This is a genomic window from Pseudomonas sp. SWRI99 (genome assembly GCF_014270125.1).
In the GTDB taxonomy this organism is placed as follows: Bacteria; Pseudomonadota; Gammaproteobacteria; order Pseudomonadales; family Pseudomonadaceae; genus Aquipseudomonas; species Aquipseudomonas hamedanensis.
On sequence record NZ_JABWQR010000028.1, the window covers coordinates 33,604 to 54,024 of the forward strand.

General features: G+C 61.0%; 21 protein-coding genes. 12 read left to right on the top strand and 9 right to left on the bottom strand.

Going from position 1 to position 20,421, the window contains the following annotated elements; all coding sequences use genetic code 11:
* Positions 1-162 precede the first annotated feature (162 nt).
* Positions 163-891 carry a carbonic anhydrase gene (locus tag HU743_RS21075; RefSeq protein WP_186546302.1) on the top strand — a complete coding sequence of 243 codons (729 nt, stop codon included), beginning with the start codon at positions 163-165 and terminating at the stop codon, positions 889-891.
* Positions 892-981: 90 nt separating this feature from the next.
* On the top strand, positions 982-2,508 hold the full coding sequence (locus HU743_RS21080; protein WP_186546301.1) for a SulP family inorganic anion transporter: 1,527 nt from the start codon (positions 982-984) through the stop codon (positions 2,506-2,508).
* A gap of 138 nt (positions 2,509-2,646) precedes the next feature.
* Here HU743_RS21080 and HU743_RS21085 read toward each other — a convergent pair whose 3' ends face one another.
* Positions 2,647-3,297: a hypothetical protein gene (locus HU743_RS21085; protein ID WP_186546300.1), complete on the bottom strand. Its 651-nt coding sequence runs from the start codon at positions 3,295-3,297 to the stop codon at positions 2,647-2,649.
* 370 nt (positions 3,298-3,667) lie between these two features.
* Between HU743_RS21085 and coxB the strand changes: the two genes are divergently transcribed.
* From coxB to HU743_RS21105, 4 genes are all read left to right on the top strand, one after another.
* Complete coding sequence (gene coxB, locus HU743_RS21090; RefSeq protein ID WP_186651001.1) at positions 3,668-4,795, top strand: cytochrome c oxidase subunit II; 1,128 nt, start codon at positions 3,668-3,670, stop codon at positions 4,793-4,795.
* 82 nt (positions 4,796-4,877) lie between these two features.
* Complete coding sequence (gene ctaD, locus HU743_RS21095; protein ID WP_042609004.1) at positions 4,878-6,464, top strand: cytochrome c oxidase subunit I; 1,587 nt, start codon at positions 4,878-4,880, stop codon at positions 6,462-6,464.
* Positions 6,465-6,534: 70 nt separating this feature from the next.
* A complete protein-coding gene (locus HU743_RS21100; protein WP_186546298.1) occupies positions 6,535-7,086 on the top strand; it encodes a cytochrome c oxidase assembly protein in 552 nt (183 codons plus the stop codon).
* 25 nt (positions 7,087-7,111) lie between these two features.
* Entirely contained in the window at positions 7,112-7,999 is an 888-nt protein-coding gene (locus tag HU743_RS21105; protein ID WP_186618903.1) for a cytochrome c oxidase subunit 3, read from the top strand.
* Positions 8,000-8,092: 93 nt separating this feature from the next.
* Here the strand turns inward: HU743_RS21105 and HU743_RS21110 are convergent, their stop codons facing one another.
* A complete protein-coding gene (locus HU743_RS21110) occupies positions 8,093-8,296 on the bottom strand; it encodes a twin transmembrane helix small protein (RefSeq protein WP_186618902.1) in 204 nt (67 codons plus the stop codon).
* Between the two features lie 70 nt (positions 8,297-8,366).
* On the opposite strand from HU743_RS21110, the gene HU743_RS21115 reads away from it, so the two are divergent.
* From HU743_RS21115 to HU743_RS21135, 5 genes are read left to right on the top strand one after another with little or no spacing between them, the layout of a single operon-like run.
* Positions 8,367-9,107 carry an SURF1 family protein gene (locus HU743_RS21115; RefSeq protein ID WP_186651003.1) on the top strand — a complete coding sequence of 247 codons (741 nt, stop codon included), beginning with the start codon at positions 8,367-8,369 and terminating at the stop codon, positions 9,105-9,107.
* Positions 9,073-9,666, top strand: a complete 594-nt coding sequence (locus tag HU743_RS21120) for a hypothetical protein (RefSeq protein ID WP_186618900.1) — start codon at positions 9,073-9,075, stop codon at positions 9,664-9,666. Before HU743_RS21115 ends, HU743_RS21120 begins: the two co-directional genes overlap by 35 nt.
* Before the next feature lie 10 nt (positions 9,667-9,676).
* Positions 9,677-10,756, top strand: coding sequence for a COX15/CtaA family protein (locus HU743_RS21125; protein WP_186651005.1), 1,080 nt, complete (start codon positions 9,677-9,679; stop codon positions 10,754-10,756).
* Complete coding sequence (gene cyoE, locus HU743_RS21130) at positions 10,744-11,643, top strand: heme o synthase (protein WP_186651007.1); 900 nt, start codon at positions 10,744-10,746, stop codon at positions 11,641-11,643. The genes HU743_RS21125 and cyoE overlap by 13 nt, the downstream gene beginning before the upstream one ends.
* Complete coding sequence (locus HU743_RS21135) at positions 11,640-12,275, top strand: SCO family protein (protein ID WP_186651009.1); 636 nt, start codon at positions 11,640-11,642, stop codon at positions 12,273-12,275. The genes cyoE and HU743_RS21135 overlap by 4 nt, the downstream gene beginning before the upstream one ends.
* Before the next feature lie 248 nt (positions 12,276-12,523).
* Here HU743_RS21135 and HU743_RS21140 read toward each other — a convergent pair whose 3' ends face one another.
* From HU743_RS21140 to HU743_RS21150, 3 genes are all read right to left on the bottom strand, one after another.
* Positions 12,524-13,294: a MetQ/NlpA family ABC transporter substrate-binding protein gene (locus HU743_RS21140; protein ID WP_186651011.1), complete on the bottom strand. Its 771-nt coding sequence runs from the start codon at positions 13,292-13,294 to the stop codon at positions 12,524-12,526.
* A gap of 64 nt (positions 13,295-13,358) precedes the next feature.
* A complete protein-coding gene (locus HU743_RS21145) occupies positions 13,359-14,069 on the bottom strand; it encodes a methionine ABC transporter permease (protein WP_186618936.1) in 711 nt (236 codons plus the stop codon).
* A gap of 5 nt (positions 14,070-14,074) precedes the next feature.
* Positions 14,075-15,082, bottom strand: a complete 1,008-nt coding sequence (locus HU743_RS21150) for an ATP-binding cassette domain-containing protein (protein WP_186651013.1) — start codon at positions 15,080-15,082, stop codon at positions 14,075-14,077.
* Between the two features lie 262 nt (positions 15,083-15,344).
* Between HU743_RS21150 and katE the strand changes: the two genes are divergently transcribed.
* Positions 15,345-17,486, top strand: coding sequence for a catalase HPII (gene katE / locus HU743_RS21155; protein ID WP_186651015.1), 2,142 nt, complete (start codon positions 15,345-15,347; stop codon positions 17,484-17,486).
* A 94-nt stretch (positions 17,487-17,580) separates the two neighbouring features.
* Here katE and HU743_RS21160 read toward each other — a convergent pair whose 3' ends face one another.
* From HU743_RS21160 to HU743_RS21175, 4 genes are read right to left on the bottom strand one after another with little or no spacing between them, the layout of a single operon-like run.
* Positions 17,581-18,294, bottom strand: coding sequence for a PA5502 family lipoprotein (locus HU743_RS21160; RefSeq protein ID WP_186651018.1), 714 nt, complete (start codon positions 18,292-18,294; stop codon positions 17,581-17,583).
* A gap of 37 nt (positions 18,295-18,331) precedes the next feature.
* Positions 18,332-19,120, bottom strand: a complete 789-nt coding sequence (gene znuB, locus HU743_RS21165) for a zinc ABC transporter permease subunit ZnuB (protein ID WP_186618892.1) — start codon at positions 19,118-19,120, stop codon at positions 18,332-18,334.
* Positions 19,113-19,898: a zinc ABC transporter ATP-binding protein ZnuC gene (znuC, locus tag HU743_RS21170; protein ID WP_186651020.1), complete on the bottom strand. Its 786-nt coding sequence runs from the start codon at positions 19,896-19,898 to the stop codon at positions 19,113-19,115. The genes znuB and znuC overlap by 8 nt, the downstream gene beginning before the upstream one ends.
* Positions 19,898-20,380 (bottom strand): Fur family transcriptional regulator, encoded by a 483-nt coding sequence (locus HU743_RS21175; protein ID WP_186546284.1) that lies wholly within the window; start codon positions 20,378-20,380, stop codon positions 19,898-19,900. The genes znuC and HU743_RS21175 overlap by 1 nt, the downstream gene beginning before the upstream one ends.
* Positions 20,381-20,421: the final 41 nt, after the last annotated feature.

Consider the following 20,421-nt stretch of genomic DNA (forward strand, 5'->3'; position numbering starts at 1 on the left):
ACACGTTCTAGAGCGTTTGATTCAGTTTCAGTTAAGTTTCGGCGGCTACCTTGTTCATCGAGTGACTGACGGGTCGGGATGACCCGGATGGTTTAAACAGCCACTGGCTTCATACCGGAATACCGGGGCAAGACTCCCTGAATCCGCACAAGAGGATGAATCATGAGTGACAAGGATAAACAGTCGTTGGCTGCGTCGGGGCAAACCCCGGAAGCGGAATCCGCCGATGCAGCGCTGCGACAGATCGTTGACGGCTTTTTGCGTTTTCACCATGAAGTTTTTCCGCAACAGGAAGAACTCTTCAAAAAGCTCGCCACCGCCCAGGCACCCAAGGCCATGTTCATCACCTGCGCCGACTCGCGCATCGTTCCCGAGCTGATCACCCAGAGCTCGCCGGGCGACCTGTTCGTGACCCGCAACGTCGGTAACGTCGTACCGCCTTACGGTCAGATGAACGGCGGCGTTTCCACCGCCATCGAGTACGCGGTCCTGGCGCTGGGCGTGCAGCACATCATCATCTGCGGCCACTCCGATTGCGGTGCGATGCGTGCGGTACTCAATCCGGACAGCCTGGAAAAAATGCCTACGGTCAAAGCCTGGCTGCGCCACGCCGAAGTCGCGAAAACCATGGTGCACGACAACTGTCACTGCGCCGACGAAAAAGAAAGCATGCCGATCCTCACCGAGGAAAACGTCATCGCCCAATTGCAGCACTTGCGTACCCATCCTTCGGTAGCCTCACGCATGGCGAACGGTCATCTGTTCATCCATGGCTGGGTCTACAACATCGAAACCAGCGAAATCAAAGCTTACGACGCGGACCAGGGACGTTTCCTGCCACTCGACGGCAGTCATCCGATTCCTGTGGCGACGCCCAAAGCGCGCTTCTAAATCTTCCCAACAATCTGTGTGGTATGACGCCGGCCGCTGACTCAGCGGCCCGGCATCCCCACGCCTGAAGAAAACTTCGGGAGAATCGCCATGCGTGCGGCTCAATTGAAAGCTGTGTTGCCACGGGAGCTGCTCGCTTCCGTGGTTGTGTTTCTGGTCGCCCTGCCGCTGTGCATGGGCATCGCCATTGCCTCGGGGCTGCCGCCGGCCAAGGGTTTGATCACTGGCATCATCGGCGGTCTGGTGGTGGGCTGGCTGGCCGGCTCGCCGCTGCAGGTCAGCGGGCCGGCAGCAGGGCTGGCGGTGTTGGTCTTTGAGTTGGTGCGCCAGCACGGCATCGAAATGCTCGGGCCGATTTTGCTGCTCGCCGGCTTCCTGCAACTGGTCGCCGGACGCCTGAAGCTCGGCTGCTGGTTCCGGGTCACCGCGCCAGCGGTGGTCTACGGCATGCTGGCGGGGATCGGCGTGTTGATTGTGCTTTCCCAAGTCCATGTGATGCTCGACGCCTCGCCCAAGCCTTCCGGACTGGATAACCTCACGGCGTTCCCAGGTGCGGTGGCGCAGGCCTTGCCGTCATTTGGCTGGCAGGCCGGTTTGCTCGGTCTGTCGACGATTGCGGTGATGTGGCTGTGGGAAAAATTCCGCCCGCATAAGCTGCGCTTCATTCCCGGCGCGTTGCTGGGTGTAGGCCTGGCGACGGGAGCCAGTCTGATGCTGGCGTTGCAGGTCAAGCGCGTCGAGGTCCCGGCGAATCTGGCCGAAGCGATTGATTGGCTGAAACCGGCCGATTTGCTCAGCCTCGCCGACCCGACGCTGCTGATCGCGGCGTTTGCCGTAGCGTTTATTGCCAGCGCCGAAACCCTGTTATCGGCTGCGGCTGTGGATCGTATGCACAGCGGCGTGCGTTCGGATTTCGACCGCGAACTGTCGGCCCAGGGTGTCGGCAACATGCTCTGCGGCCTGGTCGGTGCGCTGCCGATGACCGGGGTGATCGTGCGCAGCTCGGCCAACGTTCAGGCCGGTGCGACCACGCGTTACTCGACAATTTTCCATGGCCTGTGGCTGCTGGCGTTCGTGCTGTTGCTGTCGAGCGTGCTGCAAAGCATTCCGGTGGCGAGCCTGGCGGGTGTGCTGGTGTATACCGGGTTCAAACTGGTCGACCTGAAAGCCTTCCGCGGCCTGAGTCGTTACGGACGCATGCCGATGTTCACCTACGCCGCCACGGCGCTGGCGATCATCTTCACCGACCTGCTGACCGGCGTGCTGATCGGTTTCGGCCTGACCTTGGTGAAGCTGGCGTTCAAGGCCTCGCGCCTGAAGATCAGCCTGATCGACCTGCCGCAGGACGGCGAGATGGAATTGCGTCTGGTCGGCGCGGGGACATTCCTTAAAGTACCGGCGCTGACACAGGTGCTGAACTCGATTCCACACGGCACGACGGTGCATGTGCCGCTCAACAACTTGAGCTACATCGACCATTCGTGTCTGGAGTTGCTGGAAGAGTGGGGCCGGGCGAATGCAGCGAAGGGTTCGAAGCTGTTGATCGAATCCCGCGGGTTGAAGCGCAGGCTTGAGGGCCGGGTGCGGACCAATACCGGGATTGGTGCGGCCGGCTAGAAATTCTGGCTGCGCGCAAAACCCTGTGGGAGGGGGCTTGCTCCCGAAAGCGGTGGTTCAGTCAACATTGATAGTGACTGAGACATCGCCTTCGGGAGCAAGCCCCCTCCCACATTGGCTTCCCGCAAAGTCCCGGGGTCAGGCAGCTGGCTGATCCAGCTCCAGTCCCACGCCCAAGCGGCGACTCATGCACGGCCAGCGTTTCCACGCCGCGCCAGTGTCCGGACTGCTGAGTTTCTCGCGGTAGGCTTCCACCGATTCCAGGGCAAAGCTCTCGTCGTTGAGCATCTCGTCGAAGGCGTGATGCACGACTTCATCCAGCTGGTTGGCAAATTCTTCACCGATCAATTGGTGAGCAATCAGGTTGGCGACCGTCATGTCCAGCGGGATCAGCGGCTGGCCGAAATGCTTGATGTACAGGTCGTTGACCTCTTCGACAAACCGGTGCGCCAGATAGGCTTCGTCCAGCAGGCTGTCCAGACCGACATGCCCGGCCATGATTGCCGGCGGCTGGAGGAAATACTGCTCGGCGATTTTCAGTACCGGTTTGATCTGCGATTCGATTCCCGCTTCCCTGGCCACTTCATTGGCTGCGTCCAGCAGGTCTGGCACTTCATCGATGTAGGCGGCGACAAATCGCGTCAGCACGCCTTGGGCGTCGGCTTCCGGCAACTGGATCGCCGGGTGTAGATGGGGCAGCTTGCTTTCCAGCTGACGGGTCAGCAGGCCGGTGTCTTTTTCGTGCTGTTGGGCTTTTTGGATCTGCTCGCGCAATGCGGCGGTGTTCATGAAAACTCCAGGAAACAAGGCAATGAAATAGGGAAGACATAACTTAGCTGGCTTACGAAAAACGCTAAGACGCATTTGTCATAATTATTTCATCCTTGATGCACCTGCGTTATATCCATTTGCCACCACTCGTCTGCATCCTTCTCCATTCGTGCCCTTGAATGCAAGTCCCGGCTGTTTCAGTTCATTTACGTCTTCGGGTTGCAATTCTCGGTCGCTGTCTATACTCGCCAATGAATGGAGTTAGCTGATGACGCCCGACTGCACCTGCAGCAAGGCCCGGCGATTCAAGTTCGTAGTCTGATGCAGCCGCTCCCTTGCCGCAGGCGATACGCCGGCGGGATAACAAGAACGATAAGGGGAACCCGCAATGATGCGACATCCACATGTCTGGATGGGCCTCCTGTTGTGGTCGATTTTCAGCCAGGCCAACGCGGCTTGGACTGTGAATATGGCGCCTGGAGCGACTGAAATCAGTCACGCAGTATTCGACCTGCACATGACCATTTTCTGGATCTGTGTGGTGATCGGGATCATCGTCTTCGGCGCCATGTTCTGGTCGATGATGGTGCACCGCCGCTCCACCGGGCAGGTCGCGGCAAAATTCCACGAAAGTACCGGCGTCGAGATCATGTGGACCGTCGTGCCGCTGCTGATTCTGGTGGCCATGGCCGTTCCCGCCACCGCCACGCTGATCAAGATGTACGACACCAGCGAAGCGGACATCGATATCCAGATCACCGGTTATCAGTGGAAGTGGCATTACAAATACCTGGGTCAGGACGTCGAGTTCTTCAGCAACCTGGCCACCCCCGCCGAGCAGATCCACAACAAGGAAGCCAAGGGCGAGCATTACCTGCTCGAAGTCGACAAGCCATTGGTGCTGCCGATCGGCGCCAAGGTGCGCTTCCTCGTCACCTCCGCCGACGTCATCCACTCATGGTGGGTGCCGGCGTTCGCAGTCAAACGCGATGCGATTCCCGGATTCGTCAACGAAGCCTGGACGCGCATCGACAAACCCGGCCTTTACCGCGGCCAGTGCGCCGAACTGTGCGGCAAGGACCATGGCTTCATGCCGATCGTGGTCGAGGTCAAGGAGAAGGCCGACTACGAAGCCTGGCTCGCCGAGCGCAAGGCCGAGGCGGCGCAGCTCAAAGAGCTGACCAGCAAGGAATGGACCCTCGACGAGCTCAAGGAGCGCGGCGACAAGGTCTATCACACCGCTTGCGTGGCCTGCCACCAGGCCGAAGGCCAGGGCCTGCCGCCGATGTTCCCGGCGCTCAAGGGCTCGAAAATCGCCACCGGCCCGATCAAGGATCACCTGAGCATCGTCTTCCACGGCAAGCCCGGCACCGCCATGGCGGCGTTCGGCAAGCAATTGTCGGAAGTCGATATCGCCGCGGTCGTGACGTACGAACGTAACGCCTGGGGTAACAACAAGGGCGACATGGTCACGCCAAAACAAGTGCTGGAGCTGAAACAGGCGGAAAGCCAATGAGCCGGTCAATTGCGTACTGCGTGAACCGGTCGGGGCCAGACGCCCCGGCCCGCCCCGTCCACTCACTTGAAGGAGACCGGCCATGAGTGCTGTCATCGATGACCACGGTCACGCCGACCACGCCCACGGCCCTGCCAAAGGCCTGATGCGCTGGGTGTTGACCACCAACCACAAGGACATTGGCACCCTGTACCTGTGGTTTGCGTTCTGCATGTTCCTGCTCGGCGGCTCGTTCGCCATGGTCATTCGTGCCGAGTTGTTCCAGCCCGGCCTGCAGATCGTGCAACCGGAATTCTTCAACCAGATGACCACCATGCACGGCCTGGTGATGGTCTTCGGCGCGGTCATGCCGGCGTTCGTCGGCCTCGCCAACTGGATGATTCCGCTGATGGTCGGCGCGCCGGACATGGCCCTGCCGCGGATGAACAACTTCAGTTTCTGGCTGCTGCCGGCGGCGTTTCTGCTGCTGGTGTCGACCCTGTTCACGCCGGGTGGCGGGCCGAATTTCGGCTGGACCTTCTACGCGCCGCTGTCGACGACTTACGCGCCGGAAAGCGTGACGTTTTTCATCTTCGCCATTCACCTGATGGGCATCAGCTCGATCATGGGCGCGATCAATGTGGTCGCGACCATTCTCAACCTGCGCGCCCCCGGCATGACACTGATGAAAATGCCGCTGTTCGTCTGGACGTGGCTGATCACCGCATTCCTGCTGATCGCAGTGATGCCGGTGCTGGCCGGGTGCGTGACGATGATGCTGATGGACATTCACTTCGGCACCAGTTTCTTCAGCGCCGCCGGCGGTGGTGATCCGGTGCTGTTCCAGCATGTGTTCTGGTTCTTCGGCCACCCCGAGGTGTACATCATGATCCTGCCGGCGTTCGGCGCGGTCAGCCAGATCATCCCGACCTTCGCGCGCAAGCCGCTGTTCGGCTACACCTCGATGGTCTACGCCACGGCGAGCATCGCCTTCCTGTCGTTCATCGTCTGGGCGCACCACATGTTTGTGGTCGGCATTCCGCTGGTGGGCGAGTTGTTCTTCATGTACGCGACCATGCTCATCGCGGTGCCGACCGGGGTGAAAGTGTTCAACTGGGCCAGCACCATGTGGCAAGGCTCGATGACCTTCGAGACGCCGATGCTGTTTGCCGTCGCGTTCGTCATCTTGTTTTCCATCGGCGGCTTCTCCGGGCTGATGCTGGCGATCGCCCCGGCGGACTTCCAGTATCAGGACACCTACTTCGTCGTCGCGCACTTCCATTACGTGCTGGTGCCGGGGGCGATCTTCGGAATTTTCGCCTCGGCGTACTACTGGCTGCCGAAGTGGACCGGACACATGTACGACGAAACCCTCGGCAAACTGCATTTCTGGCTGTCGTTCGTCGGCATGAACCTGACCTTCTTCCCGATGCACTTCGTGGGTCTTGCAGGGATGCCGCGGCGGATTCCGGACTACAACCTGCAGTTCGCCGACTTCAACATGGTCTCGTCGATTGGCGCGTTCATGTTCGGCGCCACGCAGATTTTCTTCCTGTTCATCGTGATCAAGACCATCCGTGGCGGCGAGCCGGCGCCGGCCAAACCGTGGGATGGCGCCGAAGGGCTGGAGTGGAGCGTGCCGTCGCCGGCGCCGTATCACACCTTCACCACGCCGCCGGAAGTGAAATGAAAACCTCACCAGCTTGCACATTCCCTCGTGGCGAGGGAGCTTGCTCGCCGTTTCGGGGGAGGCATGAACCATGGCTGACTCGATCTCGCTGAAGAAACTGGTCACGCGCCTGTTGCTCGTCGTGGTGGCGATGTTTGTCTTCGGCTTCGCCCTGGTGCCGATCTACGACGTGATGTGCAAAGCCTTCGGCATTAACGGCAAGACCGGTGGCCAGTACGCCGGTGAGCAAGTGGTCGACACCTCGCGCCAGGTGCGCGTGCAGTTTTTGTCGACCAACACCGCCGACATGCCGTGGGATTTCTATCCCAAGCACGACGAGCTGACCGCCAACCCCGGTGCGGTCAACGAGATGGTGTTCATCGCGCGCAACCCCACCGACAAACCGATGAGCGCACAAGCGGTGCCAAGTATCGCGCCGAGCAACGCGGCGGCGTATTTCCACAAGACCGAATGCTTCTGCTTTACCCAGCAGGTGCTGCAGCCCGGTGAACAGATCGAAATGCCCGTGCGTTTCATCGTTGACCGCGACATGCCCAAGGAAGTGAAGCACCTGACGCTGTCCTACACGCTGTTCGATATCACCGCCCGACATCCGCCGGTGGCCGTTAGCACTGGCGGTTGAGCGTGCCCGATAAGGAGAACAATAAATGGCAACTCATGAGCACTATTACGTCCCGGCCCAGAGCAAATGGCCGATCATCGCCACGGTCGGAATGTTCGTCACCGTGTACGGCCTCGCGACCTGGTTCAACGATCTGAAGGCGGCGCGTCCGGATTCCCACGGCCCGCTGATCTTTTTCGTCGGTGGGCTGCTGCTGGCGTACATGCTGTTCGGCTGGTTCGGTGCGGTGATCAAGGAAAGTCGCGCGGGGCTGTATAGCCCGCAACTGGATCGCTCGTTCCGTTGGGGCATGAGCTGGTTCATCTTTTCCGAAGTGATGTTCTTCGTCGCCTTCTTCGGCGCGCTGTTCTATATCCGCGTCGTTTCCGCGCCTGGGCTGGCCGGCGAAGGCAGCAAGGGCCTTTCGGAGATGCTCTGGCCGAACTTCGAATATGTCTGGCCGCTGCTGAACAACCCGGACCCGAAACTGTTTCCGCCGCCCAAGGACGTCATCAGCCCGTGGGGCTTGCCGCTGCTCAACACCATTTTGCTGGTCAGCTCCAGCGTGACCATCACCATCGCCCACCATGCGCTGAAGAAAGGTCATCGCGGCGCACTGAAACTCTGGCTGGCGATCACCGTGCTGCTGGGCGTCGCGTTTCTTGGCTTCCAGGCTGAGGAATACATCCACGCCTACAAGGAACTTGGACTGACCCTCGGCTCGGGCATCTACGGCGCAACGTTCTTCATGCTCACCGGGTTTCACGGCGCCCACGTGACCATCGGCACGATCATTTTGTTCGTGATGCTGATGCGCATCATGAAAGGCCATTTCGACAACGAGCACCAGTTCGGTTTCGAAGCGGCGAGCTGGTATTGGCACTTCGTCGACGTGGTGTGGATCGGCTTGTTCTTCTTCGTCTACATACTCTGAAGCGGCAAGCCTCTAGCTGCAAGCTACAAGCTTTAAGTCAAAGCAGTACGGCTTCTAACTTGCAGCTTGCCGCTTGAAGCTTGCCGCTCGCGTCTACCACGGCACGTGGGAGACCAACTGGCCGCTGTAGAAACCCCAGGCCATCAGGCCGACGGTGACGGCGGCCAGTGCCACCCGAACACTCAAGGCGATGACCAGGCGATTTGAACTGCTGTCGTCCTTGACCAGGAAAAACAGGCCGCTGAACAGGCTGATCACCGTGGCAATCAGCATCAGGACGATCGCTGCTTTGAACATGGCAAGACTCCGGGGGACAGGCGATGCATTTGAGTATAGCGATCGTGACAACTGACTTTGTGGCGCAGCCATGAAGCACTTTCGCCCGGGCGTAATACCGACGGTGGTGGTCGCGTTGTTGCTGCCGCTGATGGTTGCGCTGGGCTTCTGGCAACTGGGCCGGGGCGCTGAAAAAACCACCCTGCTCGCCAGCTACGCCGAACGTCGCGTGGCCGAACCGATGGCCAGCAGCGAATTGCCGGGCAGTGCTGACCCGGCTTATCGCCGCGTGCAGCTACATGGCCAGTTCGATGCTGCTCATACCCTGTTGCTCGACAACCGCCAGCGTGGCGGCAAGGTTGGCGTCGAGTTGCTGCAACCGTTCCAGGATCAGCACACGGGGTTGTGGCTGCTGGTCAATCGCGGCTGGTTGCCCTGGCCGGACCGGCGCGTGCCGCCGCAATTCAGCACACCCGTCGAGACACTGACACTCGACGCCTGGGTCTACGTCGCCCCGGGCGCGACGTTCCAGTTACACGCCGACCCGGTCAGCAGTGTCTGGCCGCAAACCATTACCGCCGTCGAGCCGGCCAGACTCTGGCAAACCCTGGAACGCGACGGTTTCGCCTACGAACTGCGCGCCGAGCCCGGTCCGGTCAGCTATCAGACGGATTGGCCGGTGGTTGCGATGGGCCCGGAAAAACACCTCGGCTATGCCGTGCAATGGTTTGCCATGGCCACGGCCCTGCTCGGCCTCTACCTCTATCTTGGCTGGCACAACGCAAAGGAGAAACGCCATGGGAAGCGCCATGAATCCACCCAGCATGTCTGAAGCCAAACCCGCCCTCAGCCGTCGGCGCGGGCGCATTCAATTGCTGCTGATCGTGCTCGGCGTGGTCGGACCGATGCTGCTCGCCACCGGCATGTACAAGTTGCAGTTCTGGGTGCCGGAAGGACGCAGTTATCACGGCGAACTGATCGGCAACGGCCAGACCCGCGCCGACCTCGGCGTGCAGGCCGATGAGCAGCGCTGGCAGATTCTGGTGACAGCGCCGAAGGACTGCGCAGTCGACTGCCAGCAACTGGTGTATCTGGCGCGGCAGATCCAGATCAGCCTGGGCCGCGAAGCCGGACGCGCCAGCCACGCTCTGGCCGCCGCGCAACCGCTGAGCGCCGACTACGCCGCCAGACTCGACCGCGAATACCCGCAGTTGCAACGCTATCCGCTGGATGCCGGCGTGTTCGCCAGGACCACCGGCGACAAGGCGGCGCCGCAGCTATGGATCGTCGACCCGCACGGCAATCTCGTACTGCGCTACGAGCCGAATGTGAAAGGCAAGGATCTGCTCAACGACCTGCGTCACCTGCTGAAACTGTCGAACATCGGATAAGGGCATCGTCATGGCCAAACCTGGATTTCGCCTCGCGCTGTTTGCCACCCTGCTGGCACTGATTGTGGTGCTGCTTGGCGCCTACACGCGCCTGACCCACGCCGGCCTCGGCTGCCCGGACTGGCCGGGCTGCTACGGCTTTATCAGCGTGCCGGACAGCGAGGCGCAACTGGCCCATGCCGAACTGCATTTTCCCGACGCGCCGGTAGAAGCGCACAAGGGCTGGAACGAGATGATCCACCGCTACTTCGCCGGCAGCCTTGGCTTGTTGATTTCGGTGCTGGCCGGACGCGCCTGGGTCAACCGCCGCCACCCGGGGCAACCGGTGAAGCTGCCGCTGTTTGTGCTGGCGGTGGTCATCGCCCAGGCGGCGTTCGGCATGTGGACGGTGACGCTCAAGCTCTGGCCGCAAGTGGTTACCGGGCATTTGCTCGGCGGTTTTGCCACGTTGAGTCTGCTGTTTTTGCTGACGCTGAGGTTGTCCGGCGTGCTGCCGGCCCTGAGCGTGCCCAAGCGCTTGCAGTATTGGGCGACCGCGGGGCTGTTATTGGTGATCGGCCAGATTGCGCTGGGTGGCTGGGTCAGTTCCAACTACGCGGCGGTGGCCTGCATCGATTTTCCAACCTGTCATGGACAATGGCTGCCGCCTGCGGATTTCGCCAACGGCTTTCACCTGACTCAGCACATCGGCCCGAATTATCTCGGCGGACAGCTGGACAGCGATGCGCGCACGGCGATTCACCTGACCCACCGGATCGGCGCATTGCTGGTGACGTTGGTGCTGCTCGGTCTGGCCTGGCAGTTGAAAGTCGTCGGCATGACCCGTCTGGCCGCTCTGGTGCTGGTCGCCCTCGCCGCGCAGATCACCCTCGGGATCAGCAACGTGTTGTTTCATCTGCCGCTGCCGGTGGCCGTCGCCCATAACGCAGGCGGCGCGGCGTTGTTACTGACGCTGGTGCTGGTCAACTATCACGCGCGCACCAGTCTGCTCCAGGTGGCGCAACCGACGCTGGCGCGCTGGCGCTTCAGCCCGAATAAACCTGCCGTCGCGCCCATTGCATTAAAAGGAGAAACGCCATGGCGAGTCTGATCGGCGAACGTCCCGCGCAAGCGCTGTGGCGCGATTATCTGGAACTGACCAAGCCCAAAGTCGTGGTGCTGATGCTGATCACCTCGCTGGTCGGCATGTTCCTCGCGACCCGCGCCGGAGTGCCCTGGACGGTGCTGGTGTTCGGCAACCTGGGAATCGCGTTGTGTGCCGGCGGTGCGGCGGCGGTGAATCACGTAGTGGACCGGCGCATTGACGCGGTGATGGCGCGCACCCACAAGCGACCGTTGGCCGAGGGCCGGGTGTCGCCGGCGGCGGCGCTGACTTTCGCCCTGGTCCTGGCGCTGCTCGGTCAGGCGTTGCTGCTGACGTTCACCAATCCGTTGACCGCATGGCTGACCCTCGCCTCGCTGCTGGGTTACGCGGTGGTCTACACCGGTTTCCTCAAACGCGCGACACCGCAGAACATTGTCATCGGCGGCCTCGCCGGCGCCGCCCCGCCGCTGCTCGGCTGGACCGCCGCCACTGGCCACGTCAGCGCCGAACCGCTGCTGCTGGTGCTGATCATCTTCGCCTGGACCCCGCCGCACTTCTGGGCGCTGGCGATTCATCGCAAGGAGGAATACGCCAAGGCCGACATTCCGATGCTGCCGGTCACCCACGGCGAGCACTACACCAAAGTGCACATTCTGCTGTACACCTTCGCGCTGCTGGCGGTGAGCATGTTGCCCTACGTGATTCACATGAGCGGCGTGCTGTATCTGATCTGCGCGCTCGGCCTGGGCGCAAGGTTTCTGCAATGGGCCGTGGTGCTGTACCGTGGCACTCGGCCGCACGCGGCGATCAACACCTTCAAGTACTCTATTTATTACTTGTTCCTGTTGTTCATCGCCCTGCTCGTAGACCACTACTTACTGTTGAACCTATGACCCGAACCCAGAAAACCGTCTTCATCCTCGTGGCCGTGATCGCGCTGATCCTGGGCCTGACCGTCAACAAAGTGCTGAGCGGCAAGGGCCAGGGCGACCCCACCGCGCTGATCGACGCCGGGATCATCCTGCTGCCGCAAAGCCGCAACCTGCCGGACGTGACGATGACCGATCAGGACGGCAAACCAGTGGCCATCGATGAGCTGAAAGGCAAATGGAGTCTGTTGTTCTTCGGCTACACCTTCTGCCCGGACATCTGCCCGACCACTCTCGCGCAACTGCGCCAGATCAAGAGTGAGCTGCCCAAGGACGCGGTGGACAAATTACAGGTCGTGCTGGTCAGCGTGGACCCGAACCGCGATACGCCAAAACAGTTGAAGCAGTATCTGGGCTATTTCGATCCGCAGTTCATCGGCCTGACGCCGGCCTCGATTGAAGAACTGCAAAAAGTCGCCAATGCGGTGAGCATCCCGTTTATTCCGGCCGATACCAGCAAGCCGAATTACACGGTAGATCACAGCGGCAATCTGGCAGTGATCGGCCCGGACGGCACGCAGCGCGGGTTTATTCGGGCGCCGCTGAACAATGCCAAGCTGGTTGCGCAACTGCCGGCGATGCTTAGCCGCAAGTAACCCCATGATGAAACCCTGTGGCGAGGGAGCTTGCTCCCGCTCGGCTGCGCAGCAGTCGTAAACCCCAATTGATCCGGTGTAACGGTTAAATCGCATTAGCCGGTTTTGGGGCCGCTTCGCAGCCCAGCGGGACGGTGCGACGATTCGACAAGCTCCCTCGCCACAGATGCCGGCACCCGCAGTAGCTGTGTTTCGGATAAAAAAAGGGGACGCACATGGCGTCCCCTTTTTTGTAGCAGCAACCGGAATCAGAACGCCGGCAATACCGCGCCTTTGTACTTCTCGGTGATGAACTTTTTCACTTCCGGCGTGTGCAGCGCCGCCGCCAGCTTCTTCATCGCATCGCTGTCCTTGTTGTCGGCACGGGACACGAGGATGTTGACGTAAGGCGAGTCGTTGCCTTCGATCACCAGCGCATCCTTGGACGGATCGAGCTTGGCTTCCAACGCGTAGTTGGTGTTGATCAGCGCCAGATCGACCTGGGTCAGCACGCGCGGGATGGTCGCGGCTTCCAGTTCACGGAATTTCAAGTCTTTCGGGTTGGTCGCGATGTCTTTGATGGTCGACAGAATGTTGGTCGGGTCCTTCAGGGTGATCACGCCAGCCTTGGCCAGCAGCAACAGCGCACGGCCGCCGTTGGTGGCATCGTTGGGAATGACCACGTTGGCGCCGCTTGGCAGCTCTTCGATTTTCTTGACCTTGCTCGAGTAGGCGCCCAGCGGCTCCAGATGCACGCCGGTCACAGCGACGAGGCTGGTGCCCTTGGCCTTGTTGAATTCATCCAGGTACGGCTGGTGCTGGAAGAAGTTGGCGTCCAGGCGCTTTTCGGCGACCTGTACGTTCGGCTGAATGTAATCGGTGAAGACCTTGACCTTCAGATCCACGCCTTCCTTGGCCAGGGCTGGCTTGACGAATTCGAGGATTTCCGCGTGCGGCACCGGGGACGCGGCAACGGTCAGGGTTTCGGCATGGGCCGAAAACGCAGCAACGGCAGCGAAAGCAGCAATCAGTTTTTTCATTCAGCTAACTCCTTTTGATGGCGCCCGCCAGCGAAGGCCGGCGCCTCTTGATGACAACAAACCGTTATTTGCGCGAGAAATGCACGACCAGTCGGTCGCCAACCATTTGCAGCACCTGCACCAGAACCAACAGTAGCACCACGGTGACAATCATCACGTCGGTCTGGAAACGCTGGTAACCGAAACGGATCGCCAGGTCACCCAGACCACCGGCACCCACCACGCCGGCCATCGCCGTGTAGGACACCAGTGTAATCGCCGTCACCGTAATCGCTGCGAAAATGCCCGGACGTGCTTCCGGCAGCAAGGCGTTCATGATGATTTGCCGCGTGGTCGCGCCCATCGACTGGGTCGCTTCAATGATGCCGCGATCGACTTCACGTAACGCGGTTTCCACCAGCCGCGCGAAGAACGGGGTCGCCCCCACTACCAGCGGCGGAATCGCACCGGCCACGCCCAGCGACGTACCGGTGATCAGCACGGTGAACGGAATCATCACGATCAGCAGAATGATGAACGGCAACGAACGCAGAATGTTCACCGCCAGCGACATGAACGCGTAGAGGACACGGTTTTCCAGCAACTGACGCGGGCTGCAAAGGAACAGCAGCACACCCAGCGGCAGGCCGAGCAACACGGTGAACAGCAGCGAACCGCCGAGCATCAGCATCGTGTCGTTAGTGGCCAGGCCGATTTCGAGCCAGTCGATGTTTTGGAAGAACAGTTTGATCGCCGCGACTGCGGCGTCGTAATGCTTGATTGCAGCGTCGAACATTTCCATTAACGCAGGACCTCCATGTGAACGTCAGCGGCGGTGAAGCGGGCGAACGCCGCTTCCATGTCGCCACCGGTGACGGCGAGGGTCAATTGCCCGTACGGAATGTCTTTGATGCGGTCGATGCGACCGGCGAGGATGCTGTAGTCGACCCCGGTTTCCCGGGCGACAGTGCCGAGCAACGGCGCGTAGGTCGCGTCGCCCTGGAAGGTCAGGCGCACGATGCGCCCGGGCACGTGAGCGAAATCGTCGCGTTGCTCGTCCTCGTCGATCTGCTCGCTTTCCTGGACGAAACGCTTGGTGGTCGGGTGTTGTGGATGCAGGAACACATCGGCCACCGACCCCTGCTCGACGATCACGCCGGCATCCATCACAGCCACCTGATCGCAGACGCGACGGATCACGTCCATCTCGTGGGTGATCAGGACGATGGTCAGTTTCAGCTCACGGTTAATCTCGGCCAGCAATTGCAGGACCGACGCGGTGGTCTGCGGGTCGAGGGCACTGGTGGCTTCGTCGCACAGCAGAATCTTCGGCTTGGTCGCCAGGGCGCGGGCGATGCCGACGCGCTGCTTCTGGCCGCCGGACAATTGCGCCGGGTACTTCTTCGCGTGGTCAGACAGACCGACCCGCGCCAGCAACTCGTCGACGCGCTGAAAGATTTCAGTGCTCGACAACTCACCGGCCAGGGTCAGCGGCAACGCCACGTTGTCGGCGACGGTCTTGGAGGCGAGCAGGTTGAAGTGCTGGAAGATCATCCCGACCTGCTGGCGGAAACGGCGCAAGCCGTTGGCGTCCAGCGCGGTGACTTCTTCGCCGTCGACGATGATCTTGCCGCCGCTGGCGTTTTCCAGGCGATTGATCAGACGCAGCAGGGTACTTTTGCCCGCACCGGAATGGCCGATCAGGCCGAACACCTGGCCGTTCTCGATAGAGAGACTGGTCGGGTGCAGCGCGGGAATATCCTTACCGGCGACGCGGTAAGTCTTGTGGACGTTTTGAAACTCGATCACGTAGCGAACCTTGTGGGGCGCGTTAGAAAAGGATCAGCGGTTAGCCGGGCGCGCATTTTAGCCTGTCCGTATAGAGGTTCTTAGCATTTATTTCGCAATTAACCTTCGATTTGGCAATAACGCGATCAAAGGTCATATAAACGGAACGGCTGAAACGCTCATCAGTCACTAAGTAAGCGACTTGAAACCCTGGGTGCCGTGCCCGGGAATCACTCAAGGGTCTGCGGAAGGCATCCGGGGCCAAACGAGGAGTTTACGTCTGATGAGCATCAAAAAGCCTGCACCTGATAAAAGCGAGATGGCCGGGACCGATACCCCGGATCGCGCCAATACCAACGCCAAACTCGACAGCCTGGAAAAATTCCGCTCCGACGCTACCGGCCAGGCGCTGCGTACCAATCAGGGCGTGAAGATCGCGGACAACCAGAACACCCTCAAGGCCGGTCCGCGCGGGCCATCGCTGCTCGAAGACTTCATCATGCGCGAGAAAATCACGCACTTTGACCATGAGCGCATTCCAGAGCGCATCGTCCATGCGCGCGGCACTGGCGCGCACGGCTTCTTTCAGAGCTACGAGAACCATGCAGCACTGACCAAAGCTGGTTTCCTACAGGACCCGGGCAAGAAAACCCCGGTCTTCGTGCGTTTTTCCACGGTGCAGGGGCCACGCGGTTCCGGCGATACCGTGCGTGACGTACGCGGTTTTGCGGTGAAATTCTTCACCGACGAGGGCAACTTCGACCTGGTCGGCAACAACATGCCGGTGTTCTTCATTCAGGACGCGATCAAATTTCCTGACTTCGTGCACGCGGTGAAACCCGAGCCGCACAACGAAATCCCGACCGGCGGCTCGGCTCACGATACCTTCTGGGACTTCGTCTCGCTGGTGCCGGAATCGGCGCACATGGTGATCTGGGCGATGTCCGACCGGGCGATTCCAAAAAGCCTGCGCAGCATGCAGGGTTTCGGCGTCCACACCTTTCGCCTGATCAACGTCGAGGGCAAATCGCGCTTCGTCAAATTCCACTGGCGCCCGACGGCGGGTACTTGCTCGCTGGTATGGGACGAAGCGCAAAAGCTCGCCGGTAAAGACACCGATTACCACCGTCGCGACCTGTGGGAAGCGATCGAGATGGGCGACTACCCGGAGTGGGAACTGGGCGTGCAGATCGTCGAAGAGGAAAACGAACACGACTTCGATTTCGACATCCTCGACCCGACCAAGATCATTCCCGAAGAAATCGTACCGATCACACCACTGGGCAAAATGACCCTCAACCGCAACCCGGACAATTTCTTTGCCGAAGTCGAGCAGGTCGCTTTCTGCCCGGGCCACATCGTACCCGGCATCGACTTCTCCAACGACCCGTTGCTGCAAGGCCGGCTGTTTTCCTACACCGACACGCAAATCAGCCGACTCGGCGGGCCGAATTTTCATGAATTGCCGATCAACCGTCCGGTGGCGCCGTTCCATAACGGCCAGCGCGATGCGCAACATCGCACGACGATCGACAAGGGCCGCGCCTCTTATGAACCCAACTCGATTGACGGCGGCTGGCCGAAAGAAACCCCACCGGCGGCACAGGACGGTGGTTTCGAGAGCTACCCGGAGCGCATCGACGCGGCGAAGATCCGCCAGCGCAGCGAGTCGTTCAGCGATCACTTCTCCCAGGCCCGGCTGTTCTTCAACAGCATGAGCGAGCATGAGAAAGAACACATCATTGCCGCTTACAGCTTCGAGCTGGGCAAGGTCGAGCGTGAATTTATCCGCGCCCGCGAAGTGAACGAAATCCTCGCCAACATCGACCTGACCCTGGCCAAGCGTGTTGCGCAAAACCTCGGTTTGCCGGCGCCGGTCAAAGGCACGGTCGAGGTGCGCAAGACTGCGCTGGAACGCTCCCCGGCGTTGAGTCAGGCCAACCTGCTGCCCGGCAATATCAAGACGCGCAAAGTGGCGATTCTCGCCGCCAATGGTGTGGACGATGCGGCCATCGATGCGATGAAGAAAGCGCTGGAAGCCGAAGGCGCCCACGCGAAACTGCTCGGCCCGACCTCGGCGCCGGTGAAAACCGCAGACGGCAAGGCGTTGGCGGTGGATGCATCGATGGAAGGCATGCCCTCAATCGCGTTTGACGCGGTGTTCGTGCCGGGTGGCGCGGCTTCGATCACCGCTTTAAGCGGCGACGGTGTGGCGTTGCATTATTTACTCGAGGCTTACAAACACCTGAAAGCAATTGCGCTGCACGGTGAGGCCAAGCAACTGCAGGACTTGCTGAAGCTGGACGCGGATGCGGGGTTGCTGCAGGGCAAGGATGTGGGTGCGCTGACCAAGCCGTTCTTTGCCGCGATTGGCGAGCATCGGGTGTGGGCGCGGGAGCCGAAGGCCAAGGCGATTCCAGCCTAAAAATCTTCGCTGAAAGTAACAACGCCATCGCGGGCAAGCCCGCTCCCACAGGGTCATATTGTCCTTGTGGGAGCGGGCTTGCCCGCGATGCTTTTTATGGCTTGCGCGGACTTAAAACCATCTGCGCCGGCACTGTGCGCAAAATCTGCTTCTCGATCTGCAGATCAAAATCCGGATCAAGCTTTTTCACGCGCTTGCTCAGCAACGTTGCCAACCACGGATAATCCGCCGTGCGCGGTGCCTGGATGCTGACAGCGCACTCGTAGTACACCACGTCGGCGGCGATCGCATCGAGTTGGCGCTGAAGCTTGTGAATATCGCCGATGTTCAAGGCAACCGTGGTGCTTTCGGCAGTCGGGTCGATCACCTTGGCTTTTGGCTTGGCTTCGGCGGCCAGCAAGGCAGCTTCGGCCTTCTCCAGCTCGGCTTTGCGCGCCTCGGTGATGGCGCCGTTGACGCCGCCGGTCAGTGCCGGAGCCGTGGGCATCAAGGCACGGGCACGGCTTAACGCGGTCGCCGCAGCGTTGACATCGCCTTTTTGCAGGACGATCTGGCTGCGACGCAAATACGCCTCGGCCAGTTGTCGCTGGTATTGCTCCAGGGACTGGTCGTTGGGGGATGCGGCCTGCAACGCGGCCAACTGGTCTTCGGCGGTGGCCAGTTCGCTGCTGGCCAGGCTTTGCTCCAGCTGTGCGATGGCCGTAGCTCGCGCATCGGGGACTTCAGCCACCGGTGGCGTGCTTTGGCAGGCGCCCAGCAGCACTGAAAATGCGACAAGGAGCAGATAACGGGAGGCGAACGGCTTCATTCCTGCGACTCTCTAATTGCGCAAAAAGCGAGCAAGTCTACACCCCTCGACGGGGCAGAACAAAACTCAGCAGAAACAATGCGGCCGCTGTCACAACGATTGACGGTCCGGCCGGGGTGTCCTTGAACCACGACAGCGCCAGCCCGCCACACACCGCGAGCATGCCCAGCAGGCTGGCGCCCAGCGCCATCTGCTCCGGGGAGCGGGCGTGACGCTGTGCCGCAGCGGCCGGGATGATCAGCAGCGAGGTGATCAGCAACACACCGACGATTTTCATCGCCACCGCGATCACCACCGCAATCAACAGCATCAGCGCCAGGCGCAAAGCCGCCACCGGCAGGCCTTCAACCCTGGCCAGTTCTTCGTGCACGGTGACCGCCAGCAGCGGCCGCCACAGGGTCACCAGCAACACCAGCACTGCCGCCGTGCCGCCGAGAATCCACATGAGATCGGTCGGACTGATCGCCAGCAGGTCGCCGAACAGATAGGCCATCAGGTCGATCCGCACTTCATGCATGAAGCTTAGTACCACCAGGCCAAGAGAGAGCGTGCTCGGCGCAAGAATTCCCAACAGCGTGTCAGAGGCCAGTGGCTGGCGTTGTTGCAGGGTCACCAACAGCACCGCCAGCAGCAGGCAGCCGACCGTCACCGCGACGGTAGGACTGACATCGAGCAAGAAGCCCAACGCCACGCCAAGCAATGCGGCATGGGACAAGGTGTCGCCGAAGTAGGCCATGCGCCGCCAGACCACAAACGAACCCAACGGCCCGGCCACCATTGCCAGCGCCAGACCTGCAAGCAGGGCGTACAACAGAAAATCAGCCATGCTTGCAGTGGTCTCCATGAACGTGAGGCTGCCCGGCAACCGGGCCTTTGACCACCGAACCGTGCAGGTCATGGGCATGGTCGTGATGGTGGTGATAGATCGCCAGGCTCGGCGCGTTCTTGCCGAACAACTCGACAAACGCAGGGTCGCCGCTGACTTGCTCGGGGTGCCCGGAGCAGCAGACATGGCGATTGAGGCAGACCACCTGATCGGTGGTGCTCATCACCAGATGCAAATCGTGCGAGACCATCAGCACGCCGCAACCGTGGCGGTCGCGCAGACGGGTGATCAAGCTGTACAGCTCGGCCTGGCCGGCGACATCAACGCCCTGCACCGGCTCGTCGAGCACCAGCAGTTCCGGCTCGCGCAGCAGCGCCCGGGCCAGCAGCACGCGCTGCATTTCGCCGCCGGACACACTCTGCACCGGACTGTCGATAACGTGTTCGGCGCCGACTTCCTTCAGCGCGACCAATGCGCGCGTACGGTCAACGCCCGGCACCAGACGCAGGAAACGCAGGACCGAGAGCGGCAAGGTCGGATCGACGTGCAGCTTTTGCGGCATGTAGCCGACGCGCAGCTTCGGCTTGCGCCAGACGCTGCCGCTGTCCGGTTTCAACAGCCCGAGTACGGCGCGCACCAGGGTGGTTTTGCCGGCGCCGTTGGGGCCGATCAGGGTGACGATCTGCCCCGGCTCGACGCTCAGCTCGATGTTGTCCAGCACGGTCTGTCCGGCAAACGTGACGGCGACCTGGTCCAGACGAATCAACGCGTTGCTCATCAAGCCCCCTGGCACCCGGAGCACAGGCCGACGACTTCGACGGTCTGTGCCTCGACAATGAACCCGACCTCTTTGGCGCTATTGATGATCGCGTCGCTGATCACTTTTTGCTCAAGCTCAATGGCCGCATGGCACTCGCGGCAGATCAGGAACTGACCCTGATGCGCGTGTTCCGGGTGGACACAGCCAACAAAGGCGTTCAGCGACGAGATGCGGTGGACCAGGCCATTTTCCAGCAGGAAGTCCAGCGCGCGGTACACGGTTGGCGGCGCGGCGCGGCGGCCATCCTGCTCGCTGAGTACGGCAAGAATGTCATAGGCGCCCAGCGGCTTGTGACTCTGCCACACCAATTCCAGCACCCGGCGGCGCAGCGCGGTCAGGCGCAAGCCTTTCTGGGCGCACAAGGCATCGGCCTCGGACAAAGCGCTGTGCACGCAATGTGAGTGGTCGTGGGGACGGCTGGCGATCGGTGTAATAGGCATGGGCGGCGACGAGATTTGATAGAGACGTTATTATGTTACCC